At 68.3% G+C, this 13,899-nt stretch carries 16 protein-coding genes; 9 read left to right on the top strand and 7 right to left on the bottom strand.

Going from position 1 to position 13,899, the window contains the following annotated elements; genetic code table 11:
• The first annotated feature begins 40 nt into the window (after positions 1-40).
• The 3 genes from ACFXI3_RS21405 (at position 41) to ACFXI3_RS21395 (ending at position 4,403) form a co-directional block, all read left to right on the top strand.
• Entirely contained in the window at positions 41-1,129 is a 1,089-nt protein-coding gene (locus ACFXI3_RS21405; protein WP_378401537.1) for a glycosyltransferase, read from the top strand.
• 108 nt (positions 1,130-1,237) lie between these two features.
• Positions 1,238-2,686 (top strand): argininosuccinate synthase, encoded by a 1,449-nt coding sequence (argG, locus tag ACFXI3_RS21400; protein WP_344272209.1) that lies wholly within the window; start codon positions 1,238-1,240, stop codon positions 2,684-2,686.
• Positions 2,687-2,801: 115 nt separating this feature from the next.
• Complete coding sequence (locus tag ACFXI3_RS21395; protein WP_378401535.1) at positions 2,802-4,403, top strand: DUF885 domain-containing protein; 1,602 nt, start codon at positions 2,802-2,804, stop codon at positions 4,401-4,403.
• Between the two features lie 49 nt (positions 4,404-4,452).
• Here ACFXI3_RS21395 and ACFXI3_RS21390 read toward each other — a convergent pair whose 3' ends face one another.
• Positions 4,453-4,875: a Fur family transcriptional regulator gene (locus ACFXI3_RS21390; protein ID WP_344272203.1), complete on the bottom strand. Its 423-nt coding sequence runs from the start codon at positions 4,873-4,875 to the stop codon at positions 4,453-4,455.
• 118 nt (positions 4,876-4,993) lie between these two features.
• Here ACFXI3_RS21390 and ACFXI3_RS21385 point away from each other — a divergent pair, with 118 nt between their 5' ends.
• A complete protein-coding gene (locus tag ACFXI3_RS21385) occupies positions 4,994-5,392 on the top strand; it encodes a Fur family transcriptional regulator (protein ID WP_378401533.1) in 399 nt (132 codons plus the stop codon).
• 3 nt (positions 5,393-5,395) lie between these two features.
• On the opposite strand, the gene ACFXI3_RS21380 is transcribed toward ACFXI3_RS21385, so the two are convergent.
• Positions 5,396-6,235: an NAD(P)H-binding protein gene (locus ACFXI3_RS21380; RefSeq protein ID WP_378401531.1), complete on the bottom strand. Its 840-nt coding sequence runs from the start codon at positions 6,233-6,235 to the stop codon at positions 5,396-5,398.
• A gap of 82 nt (positions 6,236-6,317) precedes the next feature.
• Here ACFXI3_RS21380 and ACFXI3_RS21375 point away from each other — a divergent pair, with 82 nt between their 5' ends.
• The 3 genes from ACFXI3_RS21375 (at position 6,318) to ACFXI3_RS21365 (ending at position 8,222) form a co-directional block, all read left to right on the top strand.
• Positions 6,318-6,680, top strand: a complete 363-nt coding sequence (locus ACFXI3_RS21375; protein ID WP_344272194.1) for a helix-turn-helix domain-containing protein — start codon at positions 6,318-6,320, stop codon at positions 6,678-6,680.
• 77 nt (positions 6,681-6,757) lie between these two features.
• Positions 6,758-7,624: an alpha/beta fold hydrolase gene (locus tag ACFXI3_RS21370; protein WP_378401529.1), complete on the top strand. Its 867-nt coding sequence runs from the start codon at positions 6,758-6,760 to the stop codon at positions 7,622-7,624.
• A 4-nt stretch (positions 7,625-7,628) separates the two neighbouring features.
• Entirely contained in the window at positions 7,629-8,222 is a 594-nt protein-coding gene (locus ACFXI3_RS21365) for a TetR/AcrR family transcriptional regulator (RefSeq protein WP_344272188.1), read from the top strand.
• Here the strand turns inward: ACFXI3_RS21365 and ACFXI3_RS21360 are convergent.
• Positions 8,215-8,880: a YdcF family protein gene (locus ACFXI3_RS21360; protein WP_378401527.1), complete on the bottom strand. Its 666-nt coding sequence runs from the start codon at positions 8,878-8,880 to the stop codon at positions 8,215-8,217. The two genes, ACFXI3_RS21365 and ACFXI3_RS21360, sit on opposite strands and share 8 nt — an antisense overlap.
• Before the next feature lie 94 nt (positions 8,881-8,974).
• Here ACFXI3_RS21360 and ACFXI3_RS21355 point away from each other — a divergent pair, with 94 nt between their 5' ends.
• Positions 8,975-9,166 carry an AMED_5909 family protein gene (locus tag ACFXI3_RS21355; RefSeq protein WP_378401580.1) on the top strand — a complete coding sequence of 64 codons (192 nt, stop codon included), beginning with the start codon at positions 8,975-8,977 and terminating at the stop codon, positions 9,164-9,166.
• Between the two features lie 39 nt (positions 9,167-9,205).
• On the opposite strand, the gene ACFXI3_RS21350 is transcribed toward ACFXI3_RS21355, so the two are convergent.
• Positions 9,206-10,561 (bottom strand): NAD-dependent succinate-semialdehyde dehydrogenase, encoded by a 1,356-nt coding sequence (locus ACFXI3_RS21350; RefSeq protein WP_378401525.1) that lies wholly within the window; start codon positions 10,559-10,561, stop codon positions 9,206-9,208.
• 237 nt (positions 10,562-10,798) lie between these two features.
• Between ACFXI3_RS21350 and ACFXI3_RS21345 the strand changes: the two genes are divergently transcribed.
• Positions 10,799-11,314 carry a lytic polysaccharide monooxygenase auxiliary activity family 9 protein gene (locus ACFXI3_RS21345; protein ID WP_344272179.1) on the top strand — a complete coding sequence of 172 codons (516 nt, stop codon included), beginning with the start codon at positions 10,799-10,801 and terminating at the stop codon, positions 11,312-11,314.
• Positions 11,315-11,368: 54 nt separating this feature from the next.
• Here ACFXI3_RS21345 and ACFXI3_RS21340 read toward each other — a convergent pair whose 3' ends face one another.
• From ACFXI3_RS21340 to ACFXI3_RS21330, 3 genes are all read right to left on the bottom strand, one after another.
• Entirely contained in the window at positions 11,369-12,157 is a 789-nt protein-coding gene (locus tag ACFXI3_RS21340) for a nuclear transport factor 2 family protein (protein ID WP_378401523.1), read from the bottom strand.
• 36 nt (positions 12,158-12,193) lie between these two features.
• Positions 12,194-12,436: a PLD nuclease N-terminal domain-containing protein gene (locus tag ACFXI3_RS21335; RefSeq protein ID WP_378401521.1), complete on the bottom strand. Its 243-nt coding sequence runs from the start codon at positions 12,434-12,436 to the stop codon at positions 12,194-12,196.
• Between the two features lie 121 nt (positions 12,437-12,557).
• A complete protein-coding gene (locus ACFXI3_RS21330) occupies positions 12,558-13,673 on the bottom strand; it encodes an FAD-dependent oxidoreductase (RefSeq protein ID WP_378401519.1) in 1,116 nt (371 codons plus the stop codon).
• Positions 13,674-13,899: the final 226 nt, after the last annotated feature.

Here is a 13,899-nt window from a genome sequence, read left to right as displayed (position 1 = left end):
AGCGACCTGTCAGTTTGCTTCCAGTCACTACACTCCGTGCATGGGCACGGTCCTCGCGTGGGCGACGCTGGCGGTGTGGACCGGACTCGCGTTGTGCCACAGCTGGTTCTGGCGCACCGACCAACGGCTTCCCCCGCTGGTCCGGCCGGAGATCTGGCCGTCAGTAGCCATCGTGATCCCCGCCCGCGACGAAGCCGGGCTGCTCCCGGAAACCCTGCCCACGCTGCTCCGCCAGACCTATCCCGGAGACGCCCGCGTCATCCTCGTAGACGACGGCAGCAGCGACGGCACCTCCGACGTCGCCCGCGCCTTGGCTGTCCCCTATGGACTCCCGCTCACCGTCACGAGCCCCGGCGATCCACCGGAGGGCTGGACCGGGAAACTCTGGGCCGTCGCGCACGGTGTCCGCGAAGCAGGAGACGTCGACTTCCTTCTGCTGACGGACGCTGACATCTCCCACGACCCGGGCTCGCTCGAGACTCTCGTCGCCGCATCCGCCAGCGGCCGGGACCTGGTATCCCAAATGGCCGTCCTGCGCACCGCGACGTTCTGGGAACGGCTGATCGTGCCCGCTTTCGTCTACTTCTTCGCGATGCTCTACCCCTTCCGCCGCGTGAACTCCGCCCGCTGGCGCACCGCTGCCGCCGCCGGCGGGTGCGTCCTGGTCAGCCGTTCAGCACTCGAACGCGCCGGCGGAATCGGCACCATCCGCGGCGCAGTGATCGACGACGTCGCACTCGCCCGCGCGGTCGCGTCCGCAGGCGGCCGGATTTGGCTGGGTTACGCGTCGCAGATCCGAAGCATCCGGCCGTATCCGCGACTCGCGGACCTGTGGCAGATGGTGGCCCGCAGCGCCTACACCCAGCTCCGGCATTCGCCGCTGCTGCTGGCCGGGACCGTCGTCGGCATGATCGCCGTTTTCCTCGCCCCGCCAGTGCTCGCCCTGACCGGCTCGTGGCAGGCCGCCGCGGCGTGGCTCCTGATGGCAACGACGTTCGTCCCGGTCGCCCGGTACTACCGGCAGCCCTTGGTCGCGGGGCTGTTGCTGCCGTTCACCGCCGGGCTGTACACGCTGATGACACTGGACTCGGCGCGTCGCCGGACTGGGTGGAAGGGCCGCACGTACTGAGATAACGAAGCTCAGCAGCAGGCTGTCCGCTGGCGAGCTGGACGCGCGAGAGCGAGTTCACACCACCCGGGGATGCACGTTCATACATCATCGTGCATAATCATTCCTATGTCCAAGGTGCTCACTTCCCTTCCCGTCGGCGAGCGGGTCGGCATCGCGTTCTCCGGCGGCCTCGACACGTCCGTGGCGGTGGCGTGGATGCGCGACAAGGGTGCGGTTCCGTGCACCTACACCGCCGACATCGGCCAGTACGACGAACCCGACATCGCGTCCGTCCCCGGCCGCGCGCACGCCTACGGGGCGGAGCTCGCGCGGCTGGTCGACTGCAAGGAAGCCCTCGTCGAGGAGGGGCTCGCCGCGCTGACCTGCGGGGCCTTCCACATCCGCACCGGCGGCCGGGCCTACTTCAACACCACTCCGCTCGGCCGCGCGGTCACCGGCACCCTGCTGGTGCGCGCGATGCTGGAGGACGACGTCCAGATCTGGGGCGACGGCTCCACCTACAAGGGCAACGACATCGAGCGGTTCTACCGCTACGGCCTGCTGGCCAACCCGGGCCTGCGGATCTACAAGCCGTGGCTCGACGCGGCGTTCGTCGGCGAGCTCGGCGGCCGCAAGGAGATGTCCGAGTGGCTGCAGGCGCACGACCTGCCCTACCGCGACAGCACCGAGAAGGCCTACTCCACCGACGCCAACATCTGGGGCGCCACGCACGAGGCGAAATCCCTCGAGCACCTCGACACCGGCATCGAAATCGTCGAGCCGATCATGGGCGTGCGGTTCTGGGACCCGGCGGTCGAGATCGCGCCCGAGGACGTCACCATCGGCTTCGAGCAGGGCCGTCCGGTGAGCATCAACGGCAAGGAGTTCGGCACCGCGGTCGAGCTGGTCCTGGAGGCCAACGCGATCGGCGGGCGGCACGGGCTCGGCATGTCCGACCAGATCGAGAACCGGATCATCGAGGCCAAGAGCCGCGGCATCTACGAGGCCCCGGGCATGGCGCTGCTGCACGCGGCGTACGAGCGGCTGGTCAACGCGGTGCACAACGAGGACACCATCGCCAGCTACCACAACGAGGGCCGCCGCCTCGGCAGGCTGATGTACGAGGGCCGCTGGCTGGACCCGCAGGCGATGATGCTGCGCGAATCGCTGCAGCGCTGGGTCGGCACCGCGATCACCGGCGAGGTCACGCTGCGGCTGCGGCGCGGCGAGGACTACTCGATCCTCGACACGTCCGGCCCGGCGTTCAGCTACCACCCGGACAAGCTGTCGATGGAGCGCACCGAGGACTCCGCGTTCGGCCCGGTCGACCGGATCGGCCAGCTGACCATGCGAAACCTCGACATCGCCGACTCGCGCGCGAAGCTGGAGCAGTACGCGAGCCTCGGCATGGTCGGCGGCACCTCGCACCCGAAGCTGATCGGGGCCGCGCAGGCGGCCGCGACCGGCCTGATCGGCGCGATGCCCGAGGGCGGGGCCGAGACGATCGCGTCCCGCGGCCGGGCCGACGACGTCGAACTGCTCGACCGCGCCGCGATGGAATCCGGCACCGACTGAGCTTTTTCCCCCGAATGCCCGCGCCGGAACACCGGCGCGGGCATTCTCTATACCAGCAGCCAGACCCCGCTAACGTCTCTATATTCCGGCGGAGCCTCCCGGCTAACGTGGCGGCGTGACCCCGATTTTTCAGCTGTCCGCCGACCACGTCACGGCCGAGGCAGCGCTCGACCCGATCGCCGCGACCCTGGACGGCGTGACCACCGACGCGACCGCGCTCACCGACCTCACCCCGGACGGTTTCGCGGCCCGAGCCGACCTGGCCCGGCGCACGCTCGCCTCGCTCGCGACGCTGAGTCCCGAGTCCCGCGCGGACCGGATCGCGTCCGCGCATCTGCGCGACAGCCTCGAGGCCGAACTGGCCTGGCACGAGCTGGACGAGCCGTTCCGCCAGGTACAGGCGCATTTCGGCACGCTGAGTTCGATCGCCGATTCGGTCCGGCTGCTACCGCGCCGCGACGCGGACGACTGGCACGTCCTCGCGGTCCGGATGTCCGGCGTCGAAACAATGCTGTCCGGCTGGCAGAAAACGCTGCAGGCCGGTCTCGACCGCGGCCTGCGCGCGGCCCGCCGGCAGGCGCTGGAAACGGCGGCTCAGGCCGAGCGGTACGCCGGTGTCCACAATGTACTCGTCGAGGAGTACGGCGACGGGCCGCAGGCCGGCGAACTGCGTGCCGGAGCCGACGCCGCCCATCGCGGTTACGCGGCGCTCGCCCGGTTCCTGCGCGAGGATTACGCCCCGCACGCCACCGAAACCGACGGCGTCGGCGCGGAACGCTACGCCGTCGCGGCTCGGCTTTCCCTTGGCGCGGACCTCGATCTCGCCGAGGCCTATGAATGGGGCTGGGCGGAACTTCAGCGCATCGAAACGGAAATCGCCGCCGAGGTCGCGAAAATCCAGCCCGGCGTGAGCGTGGCGGAAGTCCTCGCGCTGCTGGACGAAGAGTGCGCGGTCGACGGCGAAGAGTCCTATTTGGACTGGCTGCGGCAGGCACACGACCGCGCGCTGGACGCGGCAGGCCAGCACTTCGACATCCCGGAACCGTTGCGCGCCTTGGACGTCGTGCTCGCGTACGGCTCCGCGTCGGGTTCGCCGTACTACACCGGCCCCGCCGAAGACGGCACCCGGCCCGGCCGCACGTGGTGGCCGCTGGGCGGACGGAAACGCTTCGCGACCTGGTCCGAGCTGACGACGGTGTTCCACGAAGGCGTGCCCGGACACCACCTGCAGATCGGCGTCGCGGGCCTGGCCGGGGACTCGGTGAGCCGTTACGCGCGCGTCCACTCAGTGAGCGGCCACGCGGAAGGCTGGGCACTGTACGCTGAACGCCTCGCCGACGAACTGGGCTGGTTCTCCGAGCGCGGCACCCGGCTCGGCATGCTCGCCGGCTCCGCGCTCCGGGCCGCGCGCGTCGTGATCGACCTCGGCTCGCACCTCGATCTGCCGCTGCCGGACGGTTCCCGCTGGGACTTCGACACCGCCTGCCGGTTCCTGCACGAACGCGGACTGGCCGCGGAACACCGGGTACACGCCGAAATCGTGCGCTACCTCGGCTGGCCGGGCCAGGCGATCTCGTACAAGATCGGCGAACGCGCGTGGCTGCGGGCGCGCGCTGAAGCCGCCGCCAAACCCGGGTTCACGTTGCGCCAGTGGCACCACGACGTGCTGGCCGTCGGACCGGTCGGGCTCGCGGCGCTGCAGGACTCGCTGCGTTAGACCGTCGTAAATGCCTGCGCCGGTTAGAACCGGCGCGAACACTCACGAGCTAGCCCTTGGCTTCGCACTCCGCGCACATCCCCCACCACGTGACCTCAGCCTGGTCCACCCGGAAACCGGGCACCGGACCGGGTTCGAGGCACGGCGCGGCTCCGATCGCGCACGGCACGTCCTGGATCCGGCCGCAGCCGCGGCAGACCAGGTGGTGGTGGTTGTCGTGGGTTTCGAGTTCGAACCGCGCCGGCGAGCCCGCCGGTTCGAGCGGACGCAGCAGCCGGGCGCCGACGAGGTCGTCGAGCACGTTGTAAAGGCCCTGCCTGGACAACGCGCCGACGGCCCCGTCGGCGTCGAGCACCGTCGCGATCTCCGCGGCCGTGACGTGCGGGGTCCGCGCGACCGCGGCCAGCACCGCACGCCGCTGCGGCGTGTTGCGCAGGCCTTTGTCGCGCAGGCGCGCCCCGAACTCGTCCATGGCCCGGATGGTACCCCCAGACTTGACCGAATCAATTCTGGCGTGCAGTGGCTCACAGTCCCAGAGTTGACCCGATCTTACATTTGACTGGATCAACTTTGCGGACTACAAAGGAAGCGTGCTCACGACCTCCGCACCCCTCCCGTCCAGCGCCGACGCCGGCACCCGGCTCCGGCGCGCCGGCCTGCGCGTGACGACCGCCCGGCAGGTCGTGCTGGAAGTGCTGGCCGAAAACCCGCACGTGACCGTCGCGGAGCTGCTGCCGCTGGTCCGCGAACGGCTGTCGATGGCGTCCACGAGAGGCGTTCACGACGTGCTGACCACCGGGGTCGCCGCCGGTCTCGTCCACCGCTTCGACCACGTCGGCGTCGCGCAACGCTACGAGCTGTCCGGCTTCGACCACCGGCATCTGCTGTGCCGCCAATGCGGCCGGCTGGAGGCAATCGACGGCGCGCCAACGGAATCCGCCGAGGAAGCGGAGTCCGGCCTGTGCTCGCGGTGCGCCCCGGCCGAGTAAAGCTCAGCGGAACGCGGCGAGGTTGCGAGCCGCCCAATCGGCGAACGAACGCGGTGCGCGGCCGAGCACCCGCTCCACGTCCGGGCTGATCCGCAGTTCGGCCGCGTTCGGGGAGCTGAGGATGTCCAGCGTGTCGTCGGCGAGTTCGCCCGGCACGCTCTGGATCATGGCCGCTTTGGCCTCGGCGCGGGTCAGCTCCTGGAACCGCACCGGCTTGCCGAGCGCGGCGGCCAGCACCTCGGCTTGCTGCCGCGGCGTGATCACCTCCGGCCCGGTCAGCTCGTACACGCCGCCGACGTGCCGGTCGTCCACCAGGCACGCGGCCGCGACCTCGCCGATGTCCGCCGGGTCGACGATCGGCACCCCGGTGTCACCGAACGGCGCGGCGACAATTCCCCGCGTGCGAACGGATTCCGCCCACCCCATCGCGTTGGAGTCGAACCCGCCGGGCCGCAGAATGACCCAGTCGAGTCCGGACTCCCGCAGCACGTCCTCCAGCTCGCGCATCGCGATCCGCGTCGTACCGAACGGCCTGGTCGCCACTCCCAGCGACGACAGCAGAACCACTCGGCGAACCCCGGCGTCCGCAGCCTTCGTGATGAGGTCGGCCGGGTTGGCGCCGACGGCGTGCAAATCGCCGGACAGCAAGAGGAACAACGCTTTCGCGCCGGTCAGCGCGGGTTCGAGACTGGCCGGACCAGCCAGATCCGCCACGACATGGCGGGCGCCGTCCGGCACTTGCGCGGCCCGCCGCGACACCGCCGTCACCTGCTCGCCCGCGTCGATCAGCGCTCGTACCAACGGCCTGCCGATGTTTCCGGTCGCCCCGGTCACCACAATCATGAATCGCTCCTTCGGTAGGCGACCGACGCTAGGCCGAGCTGCTTACTCTTCGTAAGGACATACCTTTGGGTAAGCTCGATACGTGACAGGAAGCGCGCAGTTCACCCCGGCCGTCTCGCAGCCGCGCTATGAGGTGTTTCACACCGACTGCCCCGCGCGGGCCGTGATCGACCACGTGACCAGCCGGTGGGGCATCTGGATCCTCATCTCGTTGCGGGACAAGGAACTCCGGTTCTACGAACTGCGCGAGAGCATCCGGGGCATCAGCGAAAAGATGCTCGCGCAGTCCCTGCGCGCCCTGGTCGAGGACGGCCTCGTCTGGCGCCACGTCGAGCCGACCACGCCGCCTCAGGTCACCTACGGGCTCACCGAGTTCGGCCAGGAGGTCCGCGAACCGCTGGACGATCTTTTCGACCGGATCACCCAGCGGATGGACCCGCGCTAGCCCAAACTCCCTGGTCAGACCGCGCATTACCGCAGAGGTAATTTACATACAGACTGCATGTATGTATCTTCGCCAGCATGAACGCACACGAGGAACTCGGCACCGCCCGGCACGTCAACCTCCCCCAAGGCGAACTCCGCTACTTCGAACGCGGCCGCGGCCGCCCAGTCGTTTTCGTCCACGGCGTACTCACCAATGCCCTCCTCTGGCGGAAGGTCACCCCCGCCGTCGCGGACGCCGGTTTCCGTTGCCTGGCACCAGATCTTCCGCTGGGCGCCCACTCGGTCCCGATGCGCTCGGACGCCGACCTCAGCGCCCCCGGACTCGCCACCCTCCTCGGCGACTTCCTGACCGCGCTCGACCTGGAAGACGTCATTCTGGTCGCCAACGACACCGGCGGCGCCATCACGCAACTGCTGCTCGCGCGGTACCCGGAACGAGTCGGGCGGGTCGTGCTGACGCCGTCGGACAGCTTCGAATACTTCTTCCCGCCGATCTTCCAGCCGCTGCCGACCATCGCCCGCGTCCCCGGCTCGATGGCACTGCTGGGCCAACTCCTGCGAATCAAGGCGCTGTACCGGCTGCCGCTGCTGTTCGGCTGGGTCACGAAGCGCCCGCTGCCGCCGGACATCGCGCAGGAGTACCTGGGAAAGCTGCGGAAATCCCCTGGCCTGCGAAGGGATCTGCGCAAGTTCCTGCGCACCGTCGACTCAAGCCACACCCTGGCCGCGGCTGAAAAACTGCGCCAGTTCAAGCGTCCGGTACTGCTCGTGTGGCCACCGGAGGAGAAGCTGTTCCCGATCAGCCTCGCCCACCGCCTGGCGGAGGTCTTGCCGGACGCGGAAATCGTCGAGGTGCCGGACTCGTACACCTTCGTCTCGGAGGATCAGCCGGACGCTCTGGCCGGGCACATCACGCGCTTCGCCGCCGCCATGGCAGATTAGGTGCGTGCGACGTACCCAGCAAGAACGCTCCGACGCGACGCGAGCCGCACTGATCAAGGCCGCCCGCGACCTCTTCGGCGCGCGCGGCTACCACGACGTGCCCGCCGAAGAAATCACTCGCACAGCCGGCGTCACGCGAGGCGCGCTCTACCACCACTTCGGCGACAAACAGGGCCTGTTCCGGGCCGTCGTCGAAGTGCTGGAACGGGAGCTGACCGCCGAGGTCTCGGAAGTCCTCGATTCCGCGGCGGACCCTCTTTCCGGGCTTTCTTCCGCGCTGGGAGTGTTCCTGGACGCCTGCCTGCGCCCCGACGTCCGGCGAATCTCCCTGACTGATGCCCCGGCCGTGCTGGGCTGGGATGCCTGGCGTGATCTGGAGGCCGAGTACGGCCTTGGCCTGGTCGCGGAAAACCTGGCGGCCGCACGGGAGGCCGGGTTGATTGTGGACACGCCGGTGGATGCTTTGGCGCAGTTGGTACTGGCCGCGGTGATGGAGGCGGCGCGGATGATCGCGCACGCCGACGACCCGGGGCGGGTGCGGGGGGATGTGCAACAGGTGTTTTCGGGGTGGTTGAGCGGGTTGTTGCTGCCTAGGTGAGGAGCCTGGCTGTGTAGCCGTGCGCTATCAGGCTCTCGAACGCTCGCTCAACCTTTTTCGGAACGTCTTGGGGTATCGCGAATCCTTGCTGGGCGTAGACGCTGATCCGCTGAGTGTCGCCGACGAGCATGGAGATGACCCGGTCTACGTCGCCGATGCCTTGGATGTACTCGTCCAGCGGCAGCGGCTGGGAGGCGCACAGGACTTCGACCTCGGGCCAGAGCTTCTTGCACGTCGCGTAGGCGCGGCGTTGTTGGTAGGGGCGTGAGATCAGCGTTACCGATTTGGCCTTGATCCCCTGTGCTTTCAACAACTCTCGGCTTCGCTCGATGTTGTCGCCGGTGTTTCGGGCCGTTGGCTCGACCAGGATCGCGCCATCGGGAACGCCTAGCTCCAATGCGTGTTCTCGGTAGTGCACCGCTTCGCCACGCGGGAATCGCTCCACGGTTGTCGGTGCGTTGGCTCCGGTGAAGACGATCTTCGGGAAGTAGCCCTGCTGGTACAGCTTCGCGGTGCGGGTAGCGACGCCGAGATCGTGGCTCCCCAGCCCGATCCCGACGTCCGTGGGGCGGAGTTCGTGGTGCAGGTCGTGGTAGTCCCATAGCGTTTGGACCTCAGCGCGGAGATGCTCTGGGAGGGTGGTCGCGCGCTCGGGCATGCGAGGACTCCGTGGTCAGTCGGGGATCTTGAACGTATAGGACCAGGAGAACCGGCTCGCCGCGTGGACACCGCGCGCGAACTCCGCGACAACCCTGCGACCTGCGTCGGACGCGACCCGTTCGGCCTGGGCGGCGTTCCACCTCGCGAACGCGCGGATGTACCGAGCCGTCGCGGACTATGACCGCTGGCATCATCACGAAGCCCTGTACTGGGCTGATTACGAAGAGCGTCAGGCCGTACGGTTCGCCCCGCCACCCAAAGAGGTCAAGAGCGAACCGAGTTAGTCCAATTAGACACCGATGCCCCTGTGCTGCGGCGGCGACTCAAAGCCGGATCGACTTCTGGTTCATGAACTCCTCAATCCCCGACGGCCCCAGCTCCCGCCCCATCCCCGAGCGCTTGATCCCGCCGAACGGCAAATCCGCCTGCGACCCGCCGGATTTGTTGAAATACACCATCCCCGCCTCAAGCCGGTCCGCCACTCGGCGCAACCGCGCCGGATCCGTGCCGAATACCGCCGCGCCCAGGCCGAACGGCGAGTCATTGGCGATCTCAATAGCATGATCATCCGAATCAGCCCGGAACAAGATCGCGACCGGCCCGAAGATCTCCTCCCGGTAAGCGTCCATCTCCGGCGTGACATCAGTCAGGACAGTCGCCTCCAGATACGCGCCCTCGCCACGACGCCCACCGGTCCGTAGCGTCGCGCCCTGCTCAACCGCGCGAGCCACCTGGCCGGCGACCTCGTCCGCGGCAGCGACGGAAGCCAGCGGAGGCAACTTCACCGAAGGGTCAGCCGGATCCCCCGGGACGTAATAGTCCGCGACCCGTTTGGTGAAGCGGTCCACGAATTCCGCATAAAGGTCAGACTGGACAATAATCCGCTTTGGCGCATTACAGGACTGCCCACAGTTCCGCATCCGCGCGGTCGCCACAGCTTGAACCGTTTCGTCCAAATCCGCGGTGTCGAGCACCAGCAACGGATCCGCGCCGCCCAGCTCCAGGACGCATCGCTTCAGATTTCGGCCCGCTTCGGCTGCCACCGAAATACCCGCCTGCTCACTGCCAGTCAGGGAAACGCCTTGAATGCGCGGGTCAGCAAGAATCGCCGGAACCTGACGACTCGAGGCGAAGACGTTCACGTACGCATCGTCCGGAACGCCTGCTTCGTGCAGAATCGCCTCGATCGCCAGCGCGGAACGCGGGCAGATCGACGCGTGCTTGAGCAGGATTGTGTTCCCCAGCACCAGATTCGGCGCGACAAACCGGGCCACCTGGTAGCACGGGAAGTTCCACGGCATCACACCGAGCAGCGCGCCGATCGGTTCCTTGCGGATGACCGCGGACCCGCCGCGGATCGGGAGCGGCTCGTCGGCGATCAGGTCCGGGCCGCGCTCCGCGTAGTAGCGGAAGATGTCCACGACGATCCCGACCTCGCCGCGGCCCTCGTTGACACGCTTGCCCATCTCCAACGTCATGATGGCGGCCAGCTCGTCCGCGCGCTGCGAGAACAGGTCCGCGGCGCGGGCGACGATCGCTGCTCGTTCCGCCACCGGACGGTCTCGCCAGCTGCGATATCCGCGGCCTACGCGCTCGATCGCCGCGCGAACCTCCGCGTCACTCGCGTTGTCGATTTCCTCGATCAGCTGGCCCGTTGCCGGGTCGGTCACCGTGTACATCGCGGTCTCCCTGCGGTCGGCATCCTCGGCGACATCCTATTGCATACAGTATCCCGTGTATAGATAACGCAGGGTAGCTGATTCTTGACCGAGCGCGGGCGGCCAGGTATGGTCTAGACCACAATTCTCCCCACCCCCTCCGCCCGCGCTCCACCCCACCGCGGGCTCGTCGGTCGTGCCGTGGCTCGTCCGGCCGCCCTCCGGCGCGGGAGCGGGCCCGGCTTCGAAGGAGCCACCATGCCCCGCAAACGCACGATGCTCGCCGCACTCGGCGGCGCGGTCCTCGCTCCGGTGCTGATGCTGATCGGCCCCGGCATCGCCAGCGCGCACGGCTACGTCAACTCCCCGCCGAGCAGGCAGGCCCAATGCGCGGACGGAACAGTGTCCTGCGGCGACATCAAGTGGGAACCGCAGAGCGTCGAAGGGCCCAAGGGCCTGCAGAGCTGCAGCGGCGGCAACGACCGGTTCTCCGACCTCGACGACGACAGCAAGGGCTGGAAGGTCACCCAGGTCGGCACCCAGGTCACCTTCACCTGGGTGTTCACCGCGCGGCACCGCACCAGCGACTACGAGTACTTCATCGGCGGCACCCAGGTCGCGAGCTTCAGCGGCAACGACCAGGCCCCGCCGGAAACCGTGTCGCACCAGGTCGACCTGAGCGGCTACACCGGACAGCAGAAGGTGCTCGCGGTGTGGAACATCGCCGACACCGGCAACGCGTTCTACGCCTGCATCGACTTGAACGTTTCCTGACCGCGCGAATGGCGGGGCAGCCGGGGGAGAGTCTCCGCTCCGGCTGCCCGGCCCTCAAGCGAACGCCTCGGCGACCGCGAGGCTGTCTTCGTAAACGTGATACCGCGTGATCAATCCGCCGGCGACGGTCAACCACACCGCGAAGCTCGTCGCGAAACGCTTGCCAGTCAGCTTGACCGTTTGCGCGCTGGTCCCGACGAGCACCGCGTCCGGGCCGTCGATCATGATTCGGTCGACCCGAACTTCTTCGGGGGCACAAGCACTTCCGAGCGCCCGGAAGTGGTCCGCGACGTCCGATCGCGAGGAGCGCGGGCGGATCCACGGCACCGCCGGATGCTCCGGTTCCGGCCAGCTCACCCACCAGTCGACCGGTTCCGCGAAAAGCTCTGCAATCCGGTCCGGGTCTCCTTGCGCGACCCGGCGCGCGAATTCGTCCGCCGTCGCCCGAGCGTCCGGGAACGCGGGACGCGGCGGTTCGGCGAACTGGCAGTCACGCAGGATACGGCCGTCCTCGCCGAGTTCTGCCACGACGAAACCGGTCCAAGCGACCTCGCCGCCTGCGGCGGGGACCATGTAGGTGCTGAACCGGACCATGCCGTGATGGCCCACCGCGTCTCCGGCGGACCGGAACACAAATCCCGCCCCGCCAACGAATTCTTCGAAAGCCTCGCCGACCCGGCGCTCGAGTGCCTGATGGCCCCGATACTCCGCGGACTCGATGAACTGCACCCCATCCTCGGCCCACAACGACGCGATCGCCGCGCGCCGGGTGGCCGGGTCGGGTTCGTTCCACACTGCGACATACCGGTCGGCGAACGCGCCGGCGTCAATCTCGTGATCCATGCCCGGACGCTAACCGCGCTCCACTGACATCCTGTGTCAGCGAAACGAGGTCTCCGCGCTCTTCTTGCCGACCAGGAACCACAGCACCGGCCCGATGAACGGCGCGCAGAACGCGAAGATCACCCACACGAACTTCATCCCGCCGCCGAGCGGACTGCCGAGCACGCTCACCAGCGCGCCGAGGAACAACAGGACCGGAAACGCCACCAGCGCCATCATCCCGGCGACGGCGGCGAAGTGCAGGCCTTGATGGACAGTGTCGGCCAGGACGGCGGTCATCAGAGGTTTCCTCTCTCACAGCGGGCTGAAGCCCATTGTGCGAGCCGAACCGCCAGGCCCGGATCGGCTTGACGGCTCGATCCGGGTACCGCTTAAGTCGTACTCGCGTCCACTGTGGACGTCAGGCTCCGAACAGTTCGAGCAGGGCCGCCGGTGCGTCAGCGCGGAAGCAGCTTTCGAGACTTGCCGCCGACTCCGTCGCCGATTTCCTGCTGCGCGGGAACAATGCGGCCTCGTACTCGGCGAGCGCGCGTTCGACGTCGTCCGGGTGCCGGGCAAGTGCGAGCCCCAACTCGGCACCATCGAGCATGGCGAGGTTCGCTCCCTCTCCGGCGAACGGCGACATCAGGTGCGCGGCGTCGCCGACCAGCGTGACGCCAGGCACCCGCGCCCACGAATGCTCGACGGGGAGCGCGTGGATCAGCCGCGGGATCAGGTCGCCGTCCGCGTCCGTGACCAGGGCGCGGAGCTGGTCGGACCAGCCGTCGAAGTGGCTCAGCACAGCGGCCTTGGCGGCGTCGTGATCGGTGAAGTCAATGGAGGCGGTCCAGGTTTCCGGGACGCGCACGGCGGCGTAGACGTGGAGGCTGCCGTCCGGTTCGCGGTGCGCGAGAAAGCCTTTGTCCTCGCCGAGCGCGAAGCTCATACCGCCGCCGAGGAGAGCTGCCGCCTCCGGGTGTTTGGTGTCGGCATCGAGGAGGTCGATCTCGACGAAGGAGATGCCGGTGTAGGCCGGTTTTTCCGGCGAGACCAGCGGACGGATCCGCGACCAGGCGCCGTCGGCTCCGATGAGCACGTCCGTGGTCAGCGACGTGCCGTCGGCGAGGGTGAGGCGATGCCCTCCGTCAGGCAGCGGCTCCGCGGCGGTGACTTTCGTGCCCCAGCGGACGGTGCCTTCCGGCAGCGAGTTGAGGAGGAGGTCGCGCAGGGCTCCGCGGTCGATCTCCGGACGCCCGCCGCTGCCGTCGTCCGCCTCGGAGAACAGGAGGGCGGCGGCGCGGTCGTAGACGCGGGTTTCCTGGCCGCCGGAGTGGACCAGGGCGCGGAATTCGGCGTGCAGGCCGGCGGCGTGGAGGGCGACCTGGCCGGAGTCGTCGTGGATGTCGAGCATGCCGCCCTGCGCGCGGGCGGACGGGGAGGCGTCGAGGTCGAGAACGGTCGTTTCGATGCCGTGGACGTGCAGGACGCGGGCGAGGCTGAGACCGCCGAGGCCGGCGCCGACGATGGTGATGGTCATGAGGTGCTCCGTTTCTTTCGTGGGTGGCTTGATGCGAGCATAACGAACATGTTCGTTACGAACAAGTTCGTTGCCGAGTGATGCCGGTCAACCTTTGGTTGGGCACCCGGGCGCGCTTGTCGAGCCGGGATGGTTAAGTCATGGAAGGCGGCGTGCCCGACCCGGCGGCGAATGCACAACGATTCACCAGACAGCGCAACCTGATCGAGGTTCAGCCGTCGCCGGC

It is taken from the genome of Amycolatopsis sp. NPDC059235 (assembly GCF_042754125.1).
GTDB lineage: Bacteria > Actinomycetota > Actinomycetes > Mycobacteriales > Pseudonocardiaceae > Amycolatopsis > Amycolatopsis albidoflava.
The sequence above is the reverse complement of the archived record's forward strand: the minus strand, read 5'-3'. Positions and strand labels throughout refer to the sequence as shown.

Bases quoted from the DNA above. Each gene is read 5' to 3' on its own strand.
- ACFXI3_RS21360 (WP_378401527.1), bottom strand. From the start codon at position 8,880: ATGCCCGAGCGCGCGACCACCCTCCCAGAGCATCTCCGCGCTGAGGTC.
- ACFXI3_RS21330 (WP_378401519.1), bottom strand. From the start codon at position 13,673: ATGACCATCACCATCGTCGGCGCCGGCCTCGGCGGTCTCAGCCTCGCC.
- ACFXI3_RS21390 (WP_344272203.1), bottom strand. From the start codon at position 4,875: ATGGACGAGTTCGGGGCGCGCCTGCGCGACAAAGGCCTGCGCAACACG.
- ACFXI3_RS21405 (WP_378401537.1), top strand. From the start codon at position 41: ATGGGCACGGTCCTCGCGTGGGCGACGCTGGCGGTGTGGACCGGACTC.
- ACFXI3_RS21345 (WP_344272179.1), top strand. From the start codon at position 10,799: ATGCCCCGCAAACGCACGATGCTCGCCGCACTCGGCGGCGCGGTCCTC.
- ACFXI3_RS21380 (WP_378401531.1), bottom strand. From the start codon at position 6,235: ATGATTGTGGTGACCGGGGCGACCGGAAACATCGGCAGGCCGTTGGTA.
- ACFXI3_RS21370 (WP_378401529.1), top strand. From the start codon at position 6,758: ATGAACGCACACGAGGAACTCGGCACCGCCCGGCACGTCAACCTCCCC.
- ACFXI3_RS21340 (WP_378401523.1), bottom strand. From the start codon at position 12,157: ATGGATCACGAGATTGACGCCGGCGCGTTCGCCGACCGGTATGTCGCA.
- ACFXI3_RS21350 (WP_378401525.1), bottom strand. From the start codon at position 10,561: ATGTACACGGTGACCGACCCGGCAACGGGCCAGCTGATCGAGGAAATC.
- argG (WP_344272209.1), top strand. From the start codon at position 1,238: ATGTCCAAGGTGCTCACTTCCCTTCCCGTCGGCGAGCGGGTCGGCATC.
- ACFXI3_RS21335 (WP_378401521.1), bottom strand. From the start codon at position 12,436: ATGACCGCCGTCCTGGCCGACACTGTCCATCAAGGCCTGCACTTCGCC.